Origin of the sequence: Streptomyces sp. NPDC029216 (assembly GCF_040648015.1) — a bacterium.
Lineage (GTDB): Bacteria > Actinomycetota > Actinomycetes > Streptomycetales > Streptomycetaceae > Streptomyces.
The window spans coordinates 1-18344 of record NZ_JBEZWL010000018.1 but is presented as its reverse complement, the minus strand read 5'-3'; the positions used below and the strand labels follow the sequence as shown (position 1 = coordinate 18344).

The window sequence follows — 18344 nt, the reverse complement described above, 5'->3', positions numbered from 1 at the left end:
TCGCGGGGGGCCGTGCCGGCCGGCGCGGGGCGTCAGCTCAGGCGGAGCGGAAGCGAGCGCAGGGAGCGGAATTCGAGATTCGTGTTCCAGACGGGCCGGCCCGCCGGCCGGATGCCCGGGAAGCGGGTCAGCAGGGCGGTGAAGAACCACTTGATCTGGAGGTTGGCGATCTGCCGGCCCAGACAGGAGTGGATGCCGAGGCCGTACGACAGGTGCCTGCCGCTGTTGGGCCGGTCCAGGTCGAAGACGCCGGGGCGCTCGAACACGTCCGGGTCCCGGTTCGCCGCCCCCAGGAAGAGCGCGACGGCCTGCCCCTTGCCGATCCGTACGCCGGCCACGTCGAGGTCCGTCGTCGCGACCCGCCAGGTGAACTGGTTCGACGCGTTGTAGCGGACGACCTCGTCGGCCGTGTTGTCGACGCAGGTCGGGGCCGCCAGGAAGCGCTCGATCTGGTGCGGGTTGGTGGCGAAGGCGAGCATGCCGCTGCTGGCGGACCCCGGGGTGGTGGGCGCGAACAACGCGATGAGCAACAGCACGAGTTGGTGGACGGTCTGCGCCGGTGTGGTCTCGGTGAGGCCGTCCTGTGCGGACGCGAGGCGCGCGATGACGGTCTCCGGGAGGACTTTGCCCCGCTCTCCCGCGACCAGTTCCGACGCGTAGACGTGAAGGTCCGTCAGGAGGGCGAGGAGACGGCCGAGTTCCACCGGCTGGTCCTGCGGACCCGACCAGTACGTCATGAGCGTGTCCACGCACGGCATGACGAAGTCCAGGTCCTCCTCCGGCACCCCGAAGGCCTGTACGGCCGACCGGACCGGCATCCGGGCGGCCAGCGAGGAAACGGCGTCGATCTCCTTCGTGCCTTGGGGGACCGAGGCGACGAGGTCGGCGGCGACGCGCTCGATGACCCGGCTGTAGTGCTCGTGCGCGGCCCGCGTGAAGCCCGCGTGCGTGGACCTGCGCAGGGCGTCGTGGCGCGGAGCGTCCGTGTACATCATCGTGTTCTTCGTGAAGCGGTGGTAGATGTTCTCCGGCGGCAGCTGCTGTCCGGGGAACTTCGTCTCCAGCACCTCCGCCATGCGCTCGGCCTTGAGCCGGGGGTCCTTGAGCGCGGCGGCGCAGTCCGCGTACCTCAGCACCGCCCAGGCGCCGAGGCCTTCGCACCAGTGCACCGGTTCGTGCAGCTGCAGTTCCGCGTAGACGGGGTAGGGGTCGGGCACGATGGCGGCGTCCGCCAGCGGTGACGGTGTGGTCGTGGCGGTCACGGGGTCTCCTTCGGGAGGCCGGGGTCGCCGATGGCGAATCCGGCGGCCGGGATGCCGGGGGGTCCGAGGACCTCGATGCCGAACTCGGCGGCGATGGCTCGTACGTGCTCCAGAGCGGGGAGGGCGACGTCGTGCGGCGGCAGCTCCAGGGAGGGCGCGGGCCGCGCCAGCGACCGCAGGAAGCCGTCGAATCCGCCGGGCTCGGTCACGTGCAGGAACCGCGCCTCGGGGGAGGTGACCTGGAAGGTGTGCGGCTGGTCCTGGGGGCCGTAGACGAAGGATCCGGGGGCTGCGTGGTACGCCTGGCCGGCGACCCAGAAGGTCATCTCACCGTCGAGGACGTACCACCACTCGTCCTCCTTGCGGTGCACGTGCAGCGGCGATCCGGAGCCGCGCCGGCCGAGGAACTCCACGACCGTCGACGCTCCGTTCAGCTCCGCGGCCGAGCCCTTGACCGCCGCCAGGAAGTCGAGGAACCACAGCGCTTCACCTTCCCCGCGCCGCAGCGCGATCGGCGCGGTCGCGCCGCCGGGTCCGGACATGTGTGCTCCTTTGTTCGTGTGACCGGTCATCGGGTGACGAGCCTGACCGGCACGGCCGACGGAACCACGGAAATGGTCGAGTGGAATTCCACGGCGACGTCCGTGACGGGAACGATGCGGAAATTCTTCAGGATCTCGGTGAGCAGGACGGCGCACTGCTGCTCGGCGAGCCGGTTGCCCACGCAATGCCGCGGGCCGGCGCCGAAGGGCAGGAAGTTCGAGATGGTCTCGTTTTCCTTCCCGTCCCCGGAGAAACGGTCGGGATCGAAGCGGTCCGCCTCGCGGAAATTGTTCGGATTCCTGCCGACCTCGTTCTTCATCCACATGATGACCGTGCCCGCCGGAATGCTCATGCCGCTTTCCTCGACGGGCTGTCGGTCCGTGAATTTCGCGCTGAACGGGACGGGCGGGAACAGGCGCAGCGTCTCGTACACGATGTCCCTGATGTACGGATCGGGGCCGAGGGCTTCGTCCGGGCCGGCCCCTGGTCCGGCGGCCTCGTGGGCCGCTTTCCTGGCCCGCTCCTGTACCTCCTGGTCCAGGGAGAGCAGGACGAGCGCCTGCGACACCACGTACGACATCGGGTCGGCGCCGCCGAGGACGAGGGACATCAGCTCCTCGACACGGTCCTTCGCGGACCACGGCGCCCCTGCCACCCGGTCGAGCAGGTCTCCCCGGTCCCGGTGCGCCGGGCAGGCGGCGGGCGCGCGCCCTTCGCGCCGCGCCAGCACCCCGCCGAGGACCGTGGCCACTTCCCGGTACGCGGCCCTGACCCGCAGCCGCCGCCTGGGGAAGATCCACCGGACGAAGAACGGGTGGAAGGCGCGGAAGCTCACCTCCTCCTCGATGGCGGCGAGCGCCCGGTGGTAGCGGTGCGCGTCGGCCGGTTCCTCCCAGTCCGCGCCGAAGAGGAAGGCGCTCAGGCCGTGCACGCTCCAGTCGCGCAGGTCGGACTGCAGGCCCTCGTACGACTCGCCGCCGCTCCGCCACTTGTCGACGTACTGCCGCGAGACCTTCCTCAGCACCGGCGTGCCCTCCGCGACCGAGCGGCTGGTCAGGGCTGGTGAGAGCACCTGGCGGTGGCTCCGGTGCAGGTCTCCGCCCGCCACTCCCATCAGGCTCCGGGAGAGGACGGTCCCGTCGGCCTCGCGGTGCGAGTCCAGTTCCTTCCGGTGGAGGTTGGGTGAGACGTACGACAGCGAGACGAGGGGGCGGCTGCCCCACGCCAGGTGGAGGCGGACCACCGGCCCGTACGCCCGGTGGAGGTCGTGCAGCGCCTGGTGCCGGCCGCCGTGCCCGTGGGCCAGCAGGTCGCCCATGTTTCCGAGCAGGAACGATGGTTTCGGTCCCGGCAGATGCCGGCGTGACCGGAATTCGAGAACCCGGCGCCGTACGGAAAGGAGAAGGAGGCAGACGGCGGCTCCCGCGGCGGCTGCCACCACCCAGTAACCCGTGGTGAGCCCGAACCACAGTCCCGCGAGGGATATGAGGACGACGCTCGTGATGCTCGACGTGTACACGATCCGGTAGAGCGAAAGCAGCGTGCGTACGCTGGACATGCTCATGTGGTAATCCCCTGGAACGGTGAGCCCTGCCGACGACGCATTCTGGTCGTGCGGGGCATGACGGGAAGGGGTTCGCGATGTGCCGCCAGGCTACGGATGGATTTGGCCGCCCCACAATGAGGGGGCCACCGGATGGCCGGTTTCCGCTGAGCGCCGAGGAACCGTGGGGACCCGCCGGAATTCCGGCTCTCCCAGGTCGCCGTCCCGCGGCGACCGCCGGCCCCGTTCCCTGCCCGCCGGCACGGCTACGGGGGATGACCTGTTCGTGCGTACAGAACGCATCAAGGGGGGAATCAGTGACCGGTGTTCCGGTCGGGCCGGCGGACGTCGACCCCGAAGTGGCCCAACAGGCCGAACAGAGCGGCTTGGTCGGGGACGCCGGCCGGATCCCGGGCGACCCGCTCCGGGCCGGTGTCCCTGGCGTGTACGACGCGAGAGCGCACACCCCCACGAAGCCGGCCATGTTAGGGCTGGGCGCCGGCGAGGCCCCGGAGCGGTCCGCGGCCGCTCCGCAGCAGGTCGGTTTCGGCGTCGTGCGCGATCATGGCCACCCCGGTCGCCACGGCATGACGTCCTGCCGCCGTGGCCATGCCGGGACGGCCGGAGGTCACGAGGGCAGACCGGAAACCTTGAACACCCCGTGGGCCGTCTCGCGGTCGATGCGCTCCGACAGTTCGCACAGGGCGGCCGCGCCGCTCAGCAGGGTGCCACGGCGGATCGACGTGCGGACGTCCGTGTCGAGACGGTGCCACATCGCGGGGTTCCGGATCAGGACGGCCGGGTCGATCTCGACCCGGCTCCCCTCCGTGTCGCGGAGGACCATCCGCTGGGCCACCCCGTCGCACCACCGGACCGAGACGAGGGAGTCGGTGTGCACCGTGTCCGCCACCAGCACCCCGCGCTTGCTCAGCAGCCCCGGCCGCACCGAGACCCGGGACGGGACCAGGATCACGAAGACCAGCCCGGCCAGGCCGGTCCAGAGCAGGCCGCGGGTCACGTCGAGCGCGCCGAGGCCCGCGTCGATGGTGAACAGGGCGGTGAAGAGGAGGAACGCGACCCCGATCGCCGAGCGCCGCTCGCCGGCCCAGTGGGTGTCGTGTGTGAAGCCTCGTTCCATGAGGATCACGTTAGGCCGGGCTGAGGCCCTGGTACGGGACCCTGATGTGCTGCTGCTGCGATGACTACGGGATTTTGACGGGGTTGCGTCCTACGTCGGAGTTCTGCGGGTCCGCGTCATGTGGTGTGGCGGGCGGTCAGGCAGTGCAGCCCGCTGCCTTCAGGGCTGCCGGGAGGTATGCCGCGATGAAGCGGGTCAGGGAGTCGCGGCGCCCCTTGGCGTCGTCGCGCTGGGGGTAGAACCGCTCGGCCTCGACGACGAACTTGCGGCTCGCGCCCTGGTAGGTACAGGCGGCTACCGAGACGGCGTTGACGTCGCTCACGAGGGCGTGGTCCCCGACGTCGATCTTCGAGGCGCCGCGGCCGGGTCGGGAGCCGCGGGTAGGGAGAGGACCATGGTCAGGCCTCCGCCGGGGGTGTCCTCCGGTGTGAGCGTGCCGTTCATGGCCTCGGTGAGGCCCCGGGCCAAGGCGAGGCCGAGGCCGAGGCCGGCGGTGTTGTCGCGGTCGCCGAGGCGCTGGAACGGCTCGAAGGCGCGCTCACGGTCGGCGGGGTCGATGCCGGGGCCGCGGTCGGCGATCCGGATCTCGACCCGGCCCGACAGCGAGCTGGCCGTCACGAGCACGGGGCGGTCCGCAGGAGCGTGGCGGACGGCGTTGCCGACGAGGTTGGCCAGCACCCGTTCGAGCAGGGGCGGATCCGCCTGCAGCCCCGGTACCGATTCCAGGTCCTGTACGTCGACGGCGGACCCGGGCGCGGAATGGAGGTCCAGCGAGTCCAGGGCGGCCGGCAGGACCTCTTCGAGGGTGGTGGCCCGCAGTTCCAGGGTGAGTGCGCCGGCCTGCAGGCGGCTGAGGTCGAGCAGGTTCTCCACCAGGCCGTTCAGCCGGTTCAGGGAGACCTCGGCGGAGGCCAGCAGTTCGGCGCGGTCCGCCTCGGAGAACTCCACCTCGGTATTGCGCAGGGAGGTCACGGAGGCCAGCGCTCCGGCCAAGGGGGTCCGAAGGTCGTGGCTGACGGCCCGGAGCAGGGCGGTCCGCAACCGGTCCGCCGCCTTGATGGGTTCGACCTCGGCGGCGGCTTCCGCCAACCTGGTCCGCTCGACCGCGGCGCCCACGTGCGCGGCGAAGGCCGCCAGGACGCGCCGCTCGGAGGAGGTCAGCCGGCGGCCGCGCAGGACGAGGTGGGCATCGGATCCGGCGGCCACCACCAGGGTCGGGTCGGGTCCGCTGCCCGCACCGGGGCCGGGGGAGTCCGTGGCCAGTTCGACGCTGTCCATCCCGAAGGTCTCCCGCGTACGTTCCAGCAGCGCCGGAATCGTCTGGTCGCCGCGTACGATGCTGCCGGCCAGCGAGGACATCGTCTCCGCCTCGGCCGTGGCACGGGCGGCGCGGCGGGAGAGCCGCAGGGACCTGTCCGCCGCGGCGGCGACGGTGGCGGCGACGATGGCGAACACCGCCAGCGCCAGCAGACTGTCCGGGTCGCTCATGGTGAACTCGCCGATGGGCGGCATGAACCAGTAGTTGAGGAGCAGCGCGGCGGTCAGCGCCGCCACCAGGGCGGAGGCCACTCCGCCGATGCAGGCCACGCCCACCACGGCCACCAGGAAGAGCAGGGCCTCGCTGGTGAGGTCCAGCGTGCCGCGCATGCGGTCGAGGGCGAGGGTGAGCAGTACGGGGAGCAGTACTCCGGCGACCGGTCCGGCGACGAGCCGGGAAGTGGGGAGCGTGCGTCGCCGCGAGGGCAGCAGTCTGCCGCCGCCCGCGCGCTCGTGCGTGACCATGTGGACGTCGATGTCATCGGACAGCGCCACGACGGTCTCGCCGATTCCCCGGCCGGTGAGGAAACGTTCCAGCCGACGGCGGCGGCTCGTACCCAGGACGAGCTGCGTGGCGTTTTCGGCCGTCGCGAAGTCCACCAGCGCGTTGGGCACTTCGTCCCCCACGACCGAGTGGTAGCTGCCGCCCAGGTCCTCCACAAGGGCCCGCTGCCCGGCCAGCGCAGCGTGCGAGACCCCCGCCGCGAGTCCGTCGCTGCGCGCGACGTGCACGGCGAGCAGCTCGCCGCCGGCTGACCGCCCGGCGATGCGGGCCGCCCGCCGGATCAGGGTCTCGCCCTCGGGGCCGCCGGTGAGGGCGACCACGACCCGCTCCCGGGTTTCCCAGACGCCGCCTATGCCGTGCTCGGTGCGGTACTTGTGGAGGGCTTCGTCCACACGCCCGGCCAGCCACAGGAGGGCCAGTTCGCGCAGGGCGATGAGGTTGCCGGGCCGGAAGTAGTTGGCGAGGGAGGCGTCGATCCGTTCCGGGGGATACACGTTCCCGTGCGCCATCCGGCGCCGGAGCCCTTCCGGGGGCAGGTCGACCAGCTCGATCTCGTCGGCCCGGCGTACGAACTCGTCGGGGACCGTCTCGCGTTGGGGCACCCCGGTGATCTTCTCGACCACGTCGCTGAGCGATTCCAGGTGCTGGATGTTGAGGGTGGTGACGACGTCGATCCCGGCCGCGAGAACCTCCTCGACGTCCTGCCAGCGCTTCGCGTGCCGACCGCCGCCCGGGACGTTGGTGTGGGCGAGCTCGTCGATCAGCACCACCTGCGGGCGCCGGGACAGCAGCGCCTGGCGGTCCAGCTCCGCGTAGCTTCGGCCCCGGTAGCCGTGCTCGGCCGGGGGCAGGGCCTCCAGGCCGTGGAGCTTCGCCTCGGTGTGCCGGCGCCCGTGACACTCGACGAAACCGGCCACCACGTCCGCGCCACGGGCCGTCCTGCGGTGCGCCTCGTCGAGCATCCGGTAGGTCTTGCCGACGCCGGGCGCCGCGCCCAGGAAGACCTTGAGCCTCCCGGGCCGCAGGACCGGCTCAGCCGCTGCCCCCGGCCCTGCCCCGTTCATGGCCGTCATGCTCAGAACTTCTCGGGGAAGAGGTACGCCAGGACCAGGTACCCGATCAAGCCGACCGCAATGATGATGCCGACGATGTTCTCCGTGCTCACCCGAACCCGACTCCTCCGCGCGCCCTCGACCTCACCAGCGAACAGCAGGGAAGCCGGGAACGAAACCTCCCTGATGCACTCCTGACGGGCCCGGAGTGGGACTTTGACGGTGTATTGACGGCCGTTGCGTCGATAGGGTGAAGGTGGTGTGCCGGGAAGCCTGGTCGGCGTCGTGTGACCACGTGGTCCACGTTCGACTCGGGTGGGGGCGTCATGCGCAGCGTCGGTACGGTCTTGTTCCTCGTGGTTCTCGCCACGCTCGTGGCCACGGGTGCCCGGCGCTGGAGAATTCCCGCGCCCTCACTGCTCGTCGTCGCCGGCCTCGTCGTCGCGCTGGTGCCCGGCACTCCGCAGATCCGGGTCAGTCCCGAAGTCATCGGGCTCGTGGTGTTGCCGCCCCTGCTGTACGCCAGTGCGGAGGAACTGTCGTGGCGCGAGCTGCGGCTGGTGTGGAAGCCGGCCAGCGTCCTCGCCGTCGGCCTGGTCCTGGCCTCGGCGGCCGCAGTGGGCGTGGTCGCGTCGCTGGTCACTCCGCTGACCTGGCAGATGGCCCTGGTCCTGGGGGCGATCCTGGCGAGTACGGATCCGGTGGCGGTCACCGCACTCGGCCGGCGCCTTGCCCTGCCGCCCCGCGTCCAGGTCCTCGTGCAGGCCGAGAGCCTCTTCAACGACGCCACCTCGCTCGTGCTCTTCCGTGTCGCGGTCGTCGTCGCGGCAGCCTCCGCCGGGGTGTCCTGGCAGGCGGCGGGTGCCGAGTTCGCACTGCTCGCCGGGGGCGGCACCCTCATCGGAGGCGCCGTCGCCGGCGTGGTGGCGCTGATCCGCCGCAGGACCGAGGACCCGGTACTGGAGACCGTCATCGCCCTCGTGACCCCGTACGGGGCGTACGTGCTGGCGGAGGCGGTGCACGCGTCGGGCGTCACCTCCGTCGTCGTGGTGGGCGTCGTGCTCGGAGGCCGGGCCGACCGGTTGACCAACGCGCGCATACGGATCCAGCTGCACGCCGTCAACGGCACCGTGGTCTTCCTGCTGGAGAGCGTCGTCTTCAGCCTGATCGGGCTCACCCTGCCCGGCCAGATCGCCGCGCTGAACAGCACCGACGGTGCCTGGCCGCTGTACGCCCTGGCGGTCGCGGTGACCCTGATCGCCGTGCGCCTGCTGTGGGTCCTGCCGCTCTCGGCCGTCGTCCATCGGAACGCGGGCGCACGCCCGTCCTGGCGCGTCCCGGCCGTGCTGACGTGGGCCGGCACGCGCGGCGTCGTTCCGTTGGCCGCGGCCCTGTCCATCCCGGTCGCCGCGGACGACGGAAGCCTCCTGGGGCAGCGGCCGCTCGTCCTCGTACTGACCACATCGGTGGTGGTCGTCACCCTCGTCGCCCAGGGCTTCACGCTGGCGGGCGTGGTACGCCGCTCCGGAATCGCCCTCGAACCGGACCACACCGAACGCGAGGAGGCCTCCGCCCGGTGCGCCCTCGCCGCCGCCGGCATCCGGCGACTGGACGAGATGTCCGACCTCGAAGCGGTGCCGGACGTCGTGGCGGACCGGCTGCGGCGCGGCCTGCAGGCCCGCCTCGAACACGCCCGGGACCGCCTGGAGGAAGCCGACCCGGCCGGGTCCGCGGACCACGTCTACCGCGTACTGCGCCGCGACCTCATCCGGATCGAGGCGGCCGAACTCCAGCGGCTCTACGCAGCACACCGCATCAGCGACACCACCCGCCGGAGCCTCCAGCGTTCCCTGGACCTTGAGGAGGCACGGCTGGACCTGGCGAAGTGATGCGCCGGCGACACCCGGCTCATGCGGGAACCGGGGTCGCCCGGACCGCCTGCGCCAGGGCCCGGCCGGTGGCGTGGTGGACGTATGCGCGGGTCAGCCGGAACCCGGCCGTCCAGGCCAGCAGCCGGCTGGGCCGGTTGTCGCGCGAACAGCACCAGCTCGCGGTGTGTCCCCGGGCCTTGATGTCGGCCGTCAGGCCGGCGACGCAGGCCGGCGCGAGGTGTTCGCGCCGGCGGTCGGGCACGGTGACGACCGCGATGTCCTCGTAGGCGCTGCCGAGGAAGTAGGTGCAGGCGACGGAGACGAGCCGGCCCTTGGCGAGAGCACCCCAGGCGTGGCCGGAGGCCGCGAGCCCGGCGGGTCCGCCCCAACTGGCGTGGACCCAGGCGTTCTCGGAGCGCAGGGCGGCCAGTGCCGGTCCGTCCGCGGGCGTCAGCCGCCGCACCGTCACGCCGCGCGGCGGCCGGGGGAGGGACACCGACGCATCGGCCTGGTGGACGTACAGCATGCGTTCCCAGGGGACGACCCGTTCGAAGGCGGAGCCGAGGGCCGGCCAGAACCGCGTCGGCGTCTCGACGTACCGGTCCGCGAACCGGGCCAGGGCATCCGGTGCGAGCGCGCTGGGGTCGCCGCGCAGCAGCACGTGGTCCGCGCAGGTGACGGCGAGGACCCGGGGCCGGTCGGGGCGGTCGGCCCACCAGCGGCCGGTGCCCGTGGTCAGGACGTGCTCGGCGAGGGCGCCGGGGCCGGGGGCGCCGGTGGGAAACCAAGGGCTGAGGGCAGGAAGGTGCTGCGGGCTGATCTCGATCATGGATCGTCTCCGGGTGGTGCTCGCGATTGCGGACCGGGGGTGCGGCGCGGTTCGGCCTCGTCCAGGGGGACTTCCTCGCGGGGGAAGTGGGGCGGCCCTTCGGAGGGCCGCCCCACGGGGTGGGCCGATGGCTAGCAGGAGGGCTTGCTGCCGTGGTTGGAGCCCTTCTTGCGGCGGGCCTTCTTCTTGCGTGCGCGCTTGGACATGTCGGTGTGTCCCTTCAGGCGGTGTGGCCGACGAGGAGGTCGGCGAGCTTGTTGAGGCGCTTGACGGTGCGGTCCTCGGTGGCGGCGGGGGCGGGGGCGACGCGCTCGGAGCGGTCGTAGTAGGCGCCGTTGACGATCTCGGTGGCCGGGTCGCAGAGCCGTACGACGTGCTGGGCGCCCTCGGCGGCGGGGGCGCCCTGGTGCCCGTACAGGGGAAGGAGACCGGTCTCGCACACGCCGGGGTCGACGGAGACGGCGGTGACCCGCGGGTCGGAGGCGAAGACGGTCAGCGCGAGCTGGGACTGGGCGTAGGCGGCGAGGCGGGAGTAGCGCCGCACGCGCTGGGGGTCGTTCCACTGGATGGCGCCGGAGCGGTGGAGGGCGGAGGAGACGTTGACGACGCGCCCGCCGGGGTCGCTGGTGAGGGCGGGTTCGAGGAGGTTGGTGAGGAGGTAGTGGGCCAGGAAGTTGACCTGGAAGGAGATCTCGTTGCCGTCGGCGGTCAGGGTGTGGCGTTCCGGGGCCGCGATGGCCGCGTTGTTGACGAGTACGTCGAGGCGCGGGTGGTCCCGTACGACGGCGTGGGCCAGGCTCTCGACCTCCTCCAGGCGGACGAAGTCGGCGGTCAGCGGCCGCAGAAGGGCCCCGGCGACACCGGTGGTGGCGATGAGCCGGTCGGTGGCGGCCTGGGCCTCCTCGGCCGTCCGGCCGTGCAGGAGGACGGTGGCCCCGCGCTCGGCGAGCCGGCGGGCGGTCTCGTAGCCGATGCCGGAGGTGGCTCCGGTGACGAGGACGGTACGGCCGGACAGAGATGAGGACATGCTGGATCCCTGGAAGCAGGCATGGCTGACGTGCCCGGCGCCCCGGCGCGAGGCGGGGGGCGTGGGCTCAGGTCATGCGGTGAAGGTGAGGATGCGTCCGGAGCTCGGCCGGCGCCCTTTCAGGGGGCCGGCGGCAGGTACGCGGGAGGACGCGCGGCCGACGTCAGAGGGCCGGGCGGACAGCGGGCGCCGTCGGCCGCACCGGATTCGGTGGCCGATCGTCGTAGCTCGGACCGCTGTTCATGGCGCAATCCCAGCGCATCGGAGACGCGGAGGCAAGCATCCGGTGGCTCCTTGACGGCCTTCTGATGCCGGCCCATCAGGGCGGCGTAAAAGATCGACTTCTGTGCGGAAGGAACCCGTCAAGGAGTGCCGTCAGAGCCCTCGGCCGGGCCGGGCCGCTCCTTCTCTCCGCTAATCCGTCTTGCTAAGTACCGGTAGTCAGCGTTACGGTGTAGCAGTAGTCAACGACGCTTAATAGCTCAGGGGAGGAGGCGTTCCATGGCCAAACTGCTGACCGAGATGCTCAAGGGCACGCTGGAGGGCATCATCCTCGCGTCCCTGGCCGGCAGGCCCGCCTACGGCTACGAGATCACGGCACGCCTGAGGGAGCAGGGCTTCTCCGACATTGCCGAGGGGACCGTCTACGCGCTGCTCATCAGGATGGAAAAGCGTGGTCTCGTCGACGTGGAGAAGGTCGCCTCGGAGAAGGGGCCACCGCGCAAGGTGCACTCCCTCAACGCCCAGGGGCGGGCATACCTCGAAGAGTTCTGGGGGACGTGGAGCTTCCTCGCAGAACGACTGGAACAGCTCCGCGAAGGGGAGGGCGGCTAGTCATGTCCGACGTCGAGAAGAGCGGGATCATCGCGAAGGTGATCGGGCCCAAGAAGCGGTGGAGGTCGTACAAGGCGCGCGTCAAGGAGCTGCCCGGCGGTCACCGCGCGGCCGTCGAGGCCATCGAGCGGCACCTGATGCACTTCGTGCCGGTCGACGCCGACAGCAACGCGTCGATGTTCGAGGACCTTGCGGACCTGTTCGAGCAGGCCGTCGCGGACGGCACACCGATCCGCGAGATCGTCGGGGAGGACCCGGTGGAGTTCGTCGAGGCCTTCGCCGAGAACTACTCGGACGGCGGCTACGTCCCCGCCCGTGCACGCAAGCGGCTCACCGACGACATCGAACAGGCCGCCACCGAAGCGAACGGGGTGGTCTGACGGTGACGGCGCACATCGCGAGCACCAAGCCGGACCGGGCGTTACACGATCGAACAGGGGGATTCACGGTGGGACGAGGCGGCAAAGGCTTCTCCGAAGCAGGACTGCGCAGACTGAGCGAGGTGCTGCGACGGCACGTGGAGTCCGGGAAGATACCCGGACTCGTCGCCCTGGTGAGCCGGGGCGGGCAGACGCACGTCGAAGCGATCGGCACGATGCGCCACGACGGCGGCCCGCCGATGGCCCGGGACACCATCTTCCGCATGGCCTCGACGACCAAGCCGGTGGCGTCCGCCGCGGCGATGGTCCTGCTGGACGAGTGCCGCATACGGCTGGACGACCCGGTGGACCGCTGGCTGCCCGAGCTCGCCGACCGCCAGGTCCTCAAGCGGGCCGACGGTCCGCTCGATGACACCGTCCCGGCCCGGCGCCCGATCACGGTGCGGGACCTGCTCACCTCCACGCTCGGGCTCGGGCTGGACATGACGGCGCCGACTTCCCCGATCATGGGCGCGTTCTTCGAGCGCGGCGTGTACGGCCAGGAGGACGGCTGGCTGCTGCCGGCGCCGGAGCCGGACGAGTGGATGCGCAGGCTGGGCACGCTCCCGCTGATGCACCAGCCCGGAGAGCGATGGCTGTACAACGTGGGCGACGACGTGCTCGGGGTGCTGGTGGCCAGGGTCACCGGCCAGTCGTTCGAGGCGTTCCTGCGCGAGCGCGTCTTCGAGCCCCTGGGGATGAAGGACACCGGCTTCCACGTACCCGCCGACAAGATCCACCGACTGCCGCCCCTGTACGCCCCCGATCCGCAGACCGGCGAGTTCGTCGTCGCGGACGCGGCCGAGGGGGGACACCACAGCCGGCCCCCCGCGTTCCAGTCGGGCGGCGGCGGACTCGACTCCACCGTCGACGACTACCACGCCTACTTCCGGATGCTGCTCAACCACGGGAGGCACGGCGATCGGCGGATCCTGTCCCGCCCCGCCGTCGAGCTCATGACCGGCAACCGCCTCCCCGCCGAGCAGCTGGCCGACCGGGAGCACCGGGCCCGCGACCTCGTCCACCTGTCACACGGCCAGGGGCAGCACGGCGGCTGGGGCTTCGGGATGGCGGTGCGCACCTACCGCGGTGACTACGCGCCCGTCGGCCAGTTCGGCTGGGACGGCGGAACCGGCACCACCACGTACGCCGACCCGGTCAACGGGCTCGTCGGCATCCTCCTCACCCAGACCGGGATGTCCACTCCGGACTCGGCACGGGCCATGAGCGACTTCTGGACCACCCTCTACCAGGCGATCGACGACTGACCCGGCCACCCGGCCACCCGATCCCGGTGGACCATCTCGCCAAGGCGATGGTCCACCGGGATTCCGGCTGCCCGGGATCGGGGTCCGGGGTGGCGGCGACGGGTCAGGGAGGGGTGACGCGGGTCCAGCAGGAGAGCAGGACGGGTTCGGGGCGGTGGAGGCCGTCCGCGTCCACGTCGAACACCTGAAGCGCTCTCAGGGTGCGGACCATGTCGGCCGCGGTGACCGTCGCATCGTAACGTCCGCTCTCCACCGCGGCCTCAAGGTCCTCGAAGGGCAGGCCCTCCTCCGTCATGAGTTCCAGTATCACCGCGAACGCTGACCACAGGGGCGCCTTCGGTACCAGTCCCGCCTGGGCCAGGAAGGCCTGCGCGCCCCCGGCGTCGTCCAGCCGTTCCTGGAGCGAGCGGAGGGCGTTGCCCTCGGAGACGCCCCTGGCCAGTTGTTCCGCGAGATCGTCGACGAGCAGCGGCCATCCGCCCGTGGTCGCTCCCAGCCGGGTGAGGGCCGACTCCGAGGTGAAGGCGCTCTTCTGGTCCAGCGCCCAGGTGCGCAGTCCGTGGCGGGTGTAGCGCCGGAGGGTGACGATGCCCCACTCGCGTCGCTGCTGGTCGGACAGCAGGTCCCCCCACAGCCGGATCTGTTCGAGTCCGACCACCACCACAGCGGAACGGGTGACGCCCGGGCCCACGGGGAGCCAGGTCGCCGCCATGTCCAGCGAGTCGAGGCAGGTCTGTTCGCCGGGGGACTTCACGGTCAGGTCGGCAAGGACGAGGCGGCTCGTGCCCGCCGCGCCGCCGACGAGCTCACGCTCGAAGTCGGCGCGCCGGTTGATGACGGGCATCTTCCAGCCCGTCGCCTCCGCCACCTCGCGCAGCCCCGAGCCGACGCGGTTGATCCCCGTGGCGGGTGAACCGATGACCACGCGGGCGAGGTTCCGGCGGCCCTGTTCGCTGCCCGCGACCTGCCGGCCCGGCAGGAGGTCCGCGATCTGCGCCGCGGTGAGCGGGCAGTGCGCGTGCGAATGGGCGGACCGGTGCCGGGTCTCCATCGCCGTGAGCCGCTCGGTCACCTCCCGGCTCGACGTGTTCTGCAACTGCGCGTCGACGTCCTCCAGCGTGCCGATCATGCTCAGGGCGTTCGCGCTGCGCAGGTGCCAGCCGCGGTACTCGGGATCGGGGGCGAGCACCCCGAGTCCCTCCATCTCGGTGAGGTAGGCGCGGAACTGGTCGGGGTCCAGGTCCCGGAACCCTTCCGCCCACCAGTACGTGCACTCGTCCCGCAGCTCCGCGTGGGTCATCCTGGCATCGATCCCGTGGTGGTGGGCGTGGTGCGCCACGACGTTGGCGATCATGTTGTACCGGGAGTCGAGCCGCAGGGTGTCGTGGAAGGCCGCCGTGATGCTGCGCTGCAGGTCCTTGTCCGACTGGACCCGCTCCACGTCCGCGCGGGTGATCGAGTACAGCGGGCCGCGGCCCTTCTCCCGCCCCGTGTGCATGGTCTGCACGAGCCGGTGCGCGAACATCTGGAGGAGGAACGGCTGGTAGGAGCAGTGTCCGAGGATCCGGTGGACGAGCGGCGGTTCGTCGAATCTGTAGCCCAGCGCCGCCAGCGGCTTCAGCAGCAGGTTGGCCGCGTCCTGGGGTTGCAGCGGGCCGATGACCGTCGGGTGCTGCGAGAGGTGGCTGAACGGGTTGTTCACCGCGAGGGTCGCGTACCGCTGCACCGAGTGCAGTCCGGCGAACACGATCTTGACGCTGTCGTTCGTCTCCGAGCTGAGGTCCCGCAGGCGCCGGGTCTCGGTGAACCTCGGCGAATCCGACTCGAAGAAGCCGTCCGCCTCGTCCAGCATGATGAGCATCCGCCGGCTGCTGTCCTGCTTCAGCCATGCCCGGATCCCGGCCACGACGGCGTCCGCCGTCAGGACCGCGTCGGGCCTGACCCGCTTCGCCAGGATCAGCGCGTCCTCCTCCAGCAGCCGACGCCCGATGATGTTCCAGACGGCGGCGGCCTGCGCGCTGGTGCCGTTGTACGTGGAGTCGAGGCTCAGCGCCAGGCTCACGTGCGCGGTGGGCGCCTGGGCGGTGAAGTTCCTGCCCGCCTCCTTCAGCAGGGCGGACTTGCCCAGCCCCCTGCCGCCGAAGACGACCTGGTTCCCGGCCGGGTCCTGGACCGAGCCGAGCTCGTTCAGCCGGCCGAAGAACATCTCCTGCGCGACCCGGCCGCGCTTCTCGCTGACGTACGGGTTCACCGCCGAGAAGGGCAGGAGCACCTGCATGGCGCGGTCCAGCAGCTGGTTGCCGCGTGCCGCGATGTGGGCCAGTGCCGCGTCGTCGAGCACGACCATCGGCCGGCGGCCGACGCTCAGCACCGCCAGCGCCGTCCGGTCCTGCGCCGAGAGGGTTCCGAAGTAGGCGACCAGCAGGCTGTCCTGGCTCGGGTCCTGCTGGACGCGGGCCATCAGCGCCTCGGGCTTCGGCTGACCCCAGGCGAGCATCACCCGGAGCCGGCCGCGCAGGGCCGAACCGAAGGCCGGTACGAGCGCGTTGCCCGTGTACCCCACGTCGACCAGGTCGAGGAACCGGTGGTCGGGCGTGGTGCTCCGCTGCCGGTCCCGCTGCGGCTTGCGCAGACTGCGGTAGCCGATCAGCCGCAGGGCGGGCATGAGCAGGTTCTCCTCGCTCAGTCCCTCCAGCCTCCGCCCTCCCCGGCGGCTGGCCATCTCGTGCCAGCCGGCCAGGCCCTGGGCCGCCTGCTCCGTGAACTCCTCCGACATCGTGGAGAAGTCGAGGGCGTCGAGGTCGAGGAAACGCCTGCGCTCCCGCACCGCCTGGATGAGTTCCTCCGTGATGCCGTGGGGCAGTGCGTCCGGCACGGCGGGGAAGAAGGCGTCCAGCGGATGGTCGGCCTGGCGCGTGTCGGGGATGCTCTCGCCGTTGGAGAGGTGGGAGATCAGCTCCTCCGCCGTCAGCAGGTCGCCGTCGTCGAGGACGGGCGTGACCCTGGCGACGTTCTCGGGCCTGAGGTCGGGAATCTCCATGAGCCGGGTCCGCAGGGTGGCCACCGCCTTCGCGTGGGCCCGCTCCAGTTCCTCCGACAGAGCGGCCAGCCGCCGGCGCACCGAGGAGAGGTCGGACGCCGTAGTGATGACGGAGGCCTTGAGCCGGTGCTCGAAGTCGCGCTCCTCCTCTTCCTTGAACACGCCGTTGACCCGGGTGCGTCGCAGCGCGTCCTCCAGCTCCCGCCGCTTGCCCTCGAGCTCGCTGACCGTACGCCTGGCGGCCTCGTCCACCTCTACCTGCACGGACTCGGCGATCGGCTTGTCATCGCCGTCGAGACGGGGCAGATGGCCCCGCTCGGAGAGCTCGATCAGGTGGGTGGCGACGTCGAACCGCTCGGCGGCCGCGTGAGCGCTGACCGCTTCCTCCCACGTCCTGCCCGCAGCGGCCGCGATGACGGCGGACGTGAGGCGGGGCGGGACGACGTGCCCGGTCGTCCCGTCCACCCGCACGCCCGCCATCTTCAACAGGTCGGCGCCGAGCACGGTCTCGGCCGGCGGCTCCGTCGGGTCGAGCCGGGCGTCACCGGCGAGGAGCTCGAACGTCAGCCGAAGGGAATCGGCGGCCGCGCGCATGGCGGTGGCGGCGTACGGATCGTCGGTGAGGGCCTGTTCCGCCAGGTCCGAGAGCACGCTGTGCCGGAGCGCGAGTACGTTGGTGCGCATCTCCTGGACCTGGTCGACGCTCCAGTCCTGCGTACCCGCGTTGAGGGCACGGGCGGCGGTGACCCATTTCTCCACCCACCGCAGACGCTCGCGCACCAGCCGCAGCAGGTTCTGCCGGGCGGGGCCTTCCAGGGGGCTCCTGCTCGACTTCATCATCCGGCGGTCGATCTCGTTGAGCTCGTCCTGGAGCGTGGAGTCGACGCTCAGCTCCCGGACGCGCTCGGAGACCTCGTCGAGAACGGCCCTGTCGTCGTCCGCGGCGCTCCGCAGCAGCCGGCCGACGAGCCCGTCGGGGGCGAGCCAGACACGGGTGATCTCGGTCGCGCGGCTGAACCGGATCCGGGGAATCTGGTCAAGGCCCTGCCGGCACTCCTCGCGGGCCTCCCGCATGGTCCTCTCGAGTTCGGCGGCGCCCTGGGCCACGGCGAGCGGCGGCGAGTGGAGCAGCGTCGACCGCAGGGCGCGGAGCGCGACCTCGCCCGCGATGGAAGCGAGGCTCGGCGGCAGGGCCGACGCCACCCGCTCCAACGGGGCGCTGGTCTCGGGGTCGCCCGTGATCAGGACGGTCCGCAGCAGGGCGGCGGTGACGAGGGCGGCGTCCGGCCGGCTGCCGACCAGCTCATCGAGATCCATCTCGGCCAGTTCGGCCCGGACGCGGGAGGCGCACTCGCCGCTGGCCGATCGCAGCGCGTGGGCGTACGCGGAGATCCGCAGGGTGGAGACACGACAGCGGGATGCGCCGTTCTGCTCGGCGAGCGCCGCCGCCGTGCCGTAGCGCCGGGCTTCCAGGAGGGGCGCGAGTTCAGCGGCCCGCCGCGTACCGGCCGTGGCCGGCGCGTCGGTGACGTCGGGGAGGTTCGCGCTGGACGCCGGGGCGGCATCCGGCTCCCCGGTCCGCTGCGGCGGCAGGTACGGGGACGCGGCCGCGGCGGACGGGGCGGGCGTCGACGGCACCGGCGGTTGCGGCCGTGCCCGGTCGGAGGGGCCGGCAGCCGGGGAAGCGGCCGGTGCG

At 71.7% G+C, this 18344-nt stretch carries 15 protein-coding genes; 4 read left to right on the top strand and 11 right to left on the bottom strand.

The window, feature by feature from the left end:
- Nucleotides 1-32: 32 nt before the first annotated feature.
- The 8 genes from txtE to kdpF form a co-directional block, all read right to left on the bottom strand.
- Nucleotides 33-1262: a 4-nitrotryptophan synthase gene (gene txtE / locus AB0F18_RS10015; protein WP_362056968.1), complete on the bottom strand. Its 1230-nt coding sequence runs from the start codon at nucleotides 1260-1262 to the stop codon at nucleotides 33-35.
- Nucleotides 1259-1804 (bottom strand): quercetin 2,3-dioxygenase, encoded by a 546-nt coding sequence (locus AB0F18_RS10010; protein ID WP_362056965.1) that lies wholly within the window; start codon nucleotides 1802-1804, stop codon nucleotides 1259-1261. The genes txtE and AB0F18_RS10010 overlap by 4 nt, the downstream gene beginning before the upstream one ends.
- Nucleotides 1805-1830: 26 nt before the next feature.
- Complete coding sequence (locus AB0F18_RS10005; RefSeq protein WP_362056962.1) at nucleotides 1831-3363, bottom strand: cytochrome P450; 1533 nt, start codon at nucleotides 3361-3363, stop codon at nucleotides 1831-1833.
- Nucleotides 3364-3833: 470 nt separating this feature from the next.
- Nucleotides 3834-3980, bottom strand: a complete 147-nt coding sequence (locus tag AB0F18_RS10000) for a hypothetical protein (RefSeq protein WP_362056959.1) — start codon at nucleotides 3978-3980, stop codon at nucleotides 3834-3836.
- On the bottom strand, nucleotides 3977-4486 hold the full coding sequence (locus AB0F18_RS09995) for a hypothetical protein (protein ID WP_362056956.1): 510 nt from the start codon (nucleotides 4484-4486) through the stop codon (nucleotides 3977-3979). Before AB0F18_RS09995 ends, AB0F18_RS10000 begins: the two co-directional genes overlap by 4 nt.
- 136 nt (nucleotides 4487-4622) lie before the next feature.
- Complete coding sequence (locus AB0F18_RS09990) at nucleotides 4623-4808, bottom strand: hypothetical protein (protein ID WP_362056953.1); 186 nt, start codon at nucleotides 4806-4808, stop codon at nucleotides 4623-4625.
- Entirely contained in the window at nucleotides 4805-7372 is a 2568-nt protein-coding gene (locus AB0F18_RS09985; RefSeq protein ID WP_362056950.1) for an ATP-binding protein, read from the bottom strand. The genes AB0F18_RS09990 and AB0F18_RS09985 overlap by 4 nt, the downstream gene beginning before the upstream one ends.
- Before the next feature lie 11 nt (nucleotides 7373-7383).
- A complete protein-coding gene (kdpF, locus tag AB0F18_RS09980) occupies nucleotides 7384-7473 on the bottom strand; it encodes a K(+)-transporting ATPase subunit F (protein WP_362056947.1) in 90 nt (29 codons plus the stop codon).
- Nucleotides 7474-7686: 213 nt separating this feature from the next.
- Here kdpF and AB0F18_RS09975 point away from each other — a divergent pair, with 213 nt between their 5' ends.
- A complete protein-coding gene (locus AB0F18_RS09975) occupies nucleotides 7687-9249 on the top strand; it encodes a Na+/H+ antiporter (RefSeq protein WP_362056944.1) in 1563 nt (520 codons plus the stop codon).
- A gap of 19 nt (nucleotides 9250-9268) precedes the next feature.
- Here AB0F18_RS09975 and AB0F18_RS09970 read toward each other — a convergent pair whose 3' ends face one another.
- Together AB0F18_RS09970 and AB0F18_RS09965 are read right to left on the bottom strand one after the other, a co-directional pair.
- Nucleotides 9269-10060: a GNAT family N-acetyltransferase gene (locus AB0F18_RS09970; RefSeq protein WP_362056941.1), complete on the bottom strand. Its 792-nt coding sequence runs from the start codon at nucleotides 10058-10060 to the stop codon at nucleotides 9269-9271.
- A 220-nt stretch (nucleotides 10061-10280) separates the two neighbouring features.
- Nucleotides 10281-11087 carry an SDR family NAD(P)-dependent oxidoreductase gene (locus tag AB0F18_RS09965; protein WP_362056938.1) on the bottom strand — a complete coding sequence of 269 codons (807 nt, stop codon included), beginning with the start codon at nucleotides 11085-11087 and terminating at the stop codon, nucleotides 10281-10283.
- A 501-nt stretch (nucleotides 11088-11588) separates the two neighbouring features.
- Here AB0F18_RS09965 and AB0F18_RS09960 point away from each other — a divergent pair.
- The 3 genes from AB0F18_RS09960 (at nucleotide 11589) to AB0F18_RS09950 (ending at nucleotide 13608) form a co-directional block, all read left to right on the top strand.
- A complete protein-coding gene (locus tag AB0F18_RS09960) occupies nucleotides 11589-11921 on the top strand; it encodes a PadR family transcriptional regulator (RefSeq protein ID WP_362056935.1) in 333 nt (110 codons plus the stop codon).
- A 2-nt stretch (nucleotides 11922-11923) separates the two neighbouring features.
- A complete protein-coding gene (locus AB0F18_RS09955) occupies nucleotides 11924-12301 on the top strand; it encodes a DUF1048 domain-containing protein (RefSeq protein WP_362056932.1) in 378 nt (125 codons plus the stop codon).
- Nucleotides 12302-12369: 68 nt separating this feature from the next.
- A complete protein-coding gene (locus AB0F18_RS09950) occupies nucleotides 12370-13608 on the top strand; it encodes a serine hydrolase domain-containing protein (protein WP_362056929.1) in 1239 nt (412 codons plus the stop codon).
- A gap of 103 nt (nucleotides 13609-13711) precedes the next feature.
- Here AB0F18_RS09950 and AB0F18_RS09945 read toward each other — a convergent pair whose 3' ends face one another.
- Nucleotides 13712-18286 carry a hypothetical protein gene (locus tag AB0F18_RS09945; RefSeq protein ID WP_362056926.1) on the bottom strand — a complete coding sequence of 1525 codons (4575 nt, stop codon included), beginning with the start codon at nucleotides 18284-18286 and terminating at the stop codon, nucleotides 13712-13714.
- Nucleotides 18287-18344 lie beyond the last annotated feature (58 nt).

Coding starts and splice junctions, on each gene's coding strand:
- AB0F18_RS09970 (WP_362056941.1), bottom strand. CDS start 10,060: ATGATCGAGATCAGCCCGCAGCACCTTCCTGCCCTCAGCCCTTGGTTT.
- AB0F18_RS09995 (WP_362056956.1), bottom strand. CDS start 4,486: ATGGAACGAGGCTTCACACACGACACCCACTGGGCCGGCGAGCGGCGC.
- AB0F18_RS09960 (WP_362056935.1), top strand. CDS start 11,589: ATGGCCAAACTGCTGACCGAGATGCTCAAGGGCACGCTGGAGGGCATC.
- AB0F18_RS09985 (WP_362056950.1), bottom strand. CDS start 7,372: ATGAACGGGGCAGGGCCGGGGGCAGCGGCTGAGCCGGTCCTGCGGCCC.
- AB0F18_RS10010 (WP_362056965.1), bottom strand. CDS start 1,804: ATGTCCGGACCCGGCGGCGCGACCGCGCCGATCGCGCTGCGGCGCGGG.
- AB0F18_RS09965 (WP_362056938.1), bottom strand. CDS start 11,087: ATGTCCTCATCTCTGTCCGGCCGTACCGTCCTCGTCACCGGAGCCACC.
- AB0F18_RS09955 (WP_362056932.1), top strand. CDS start 11,924: ATGTCCGACGTCGAGAAGAGCGGGATCATCGCGAAGGTGATCGGGCCC.
- AB0F18_RS10005 (WP_362056962.1), bottom strand. CDS start 3,363: ATGTCCAGCGTACGCACGCTGCTTTCGCTCTACCGGATCGTGTACACG.
- AB0F18_RS09975 (WP_362056944.1), top strand. CDS start 7,687: ATGCGCAGCGTCGGTACGGTCTTGTTCCTCGTGGTTCTCGCCACGCTC.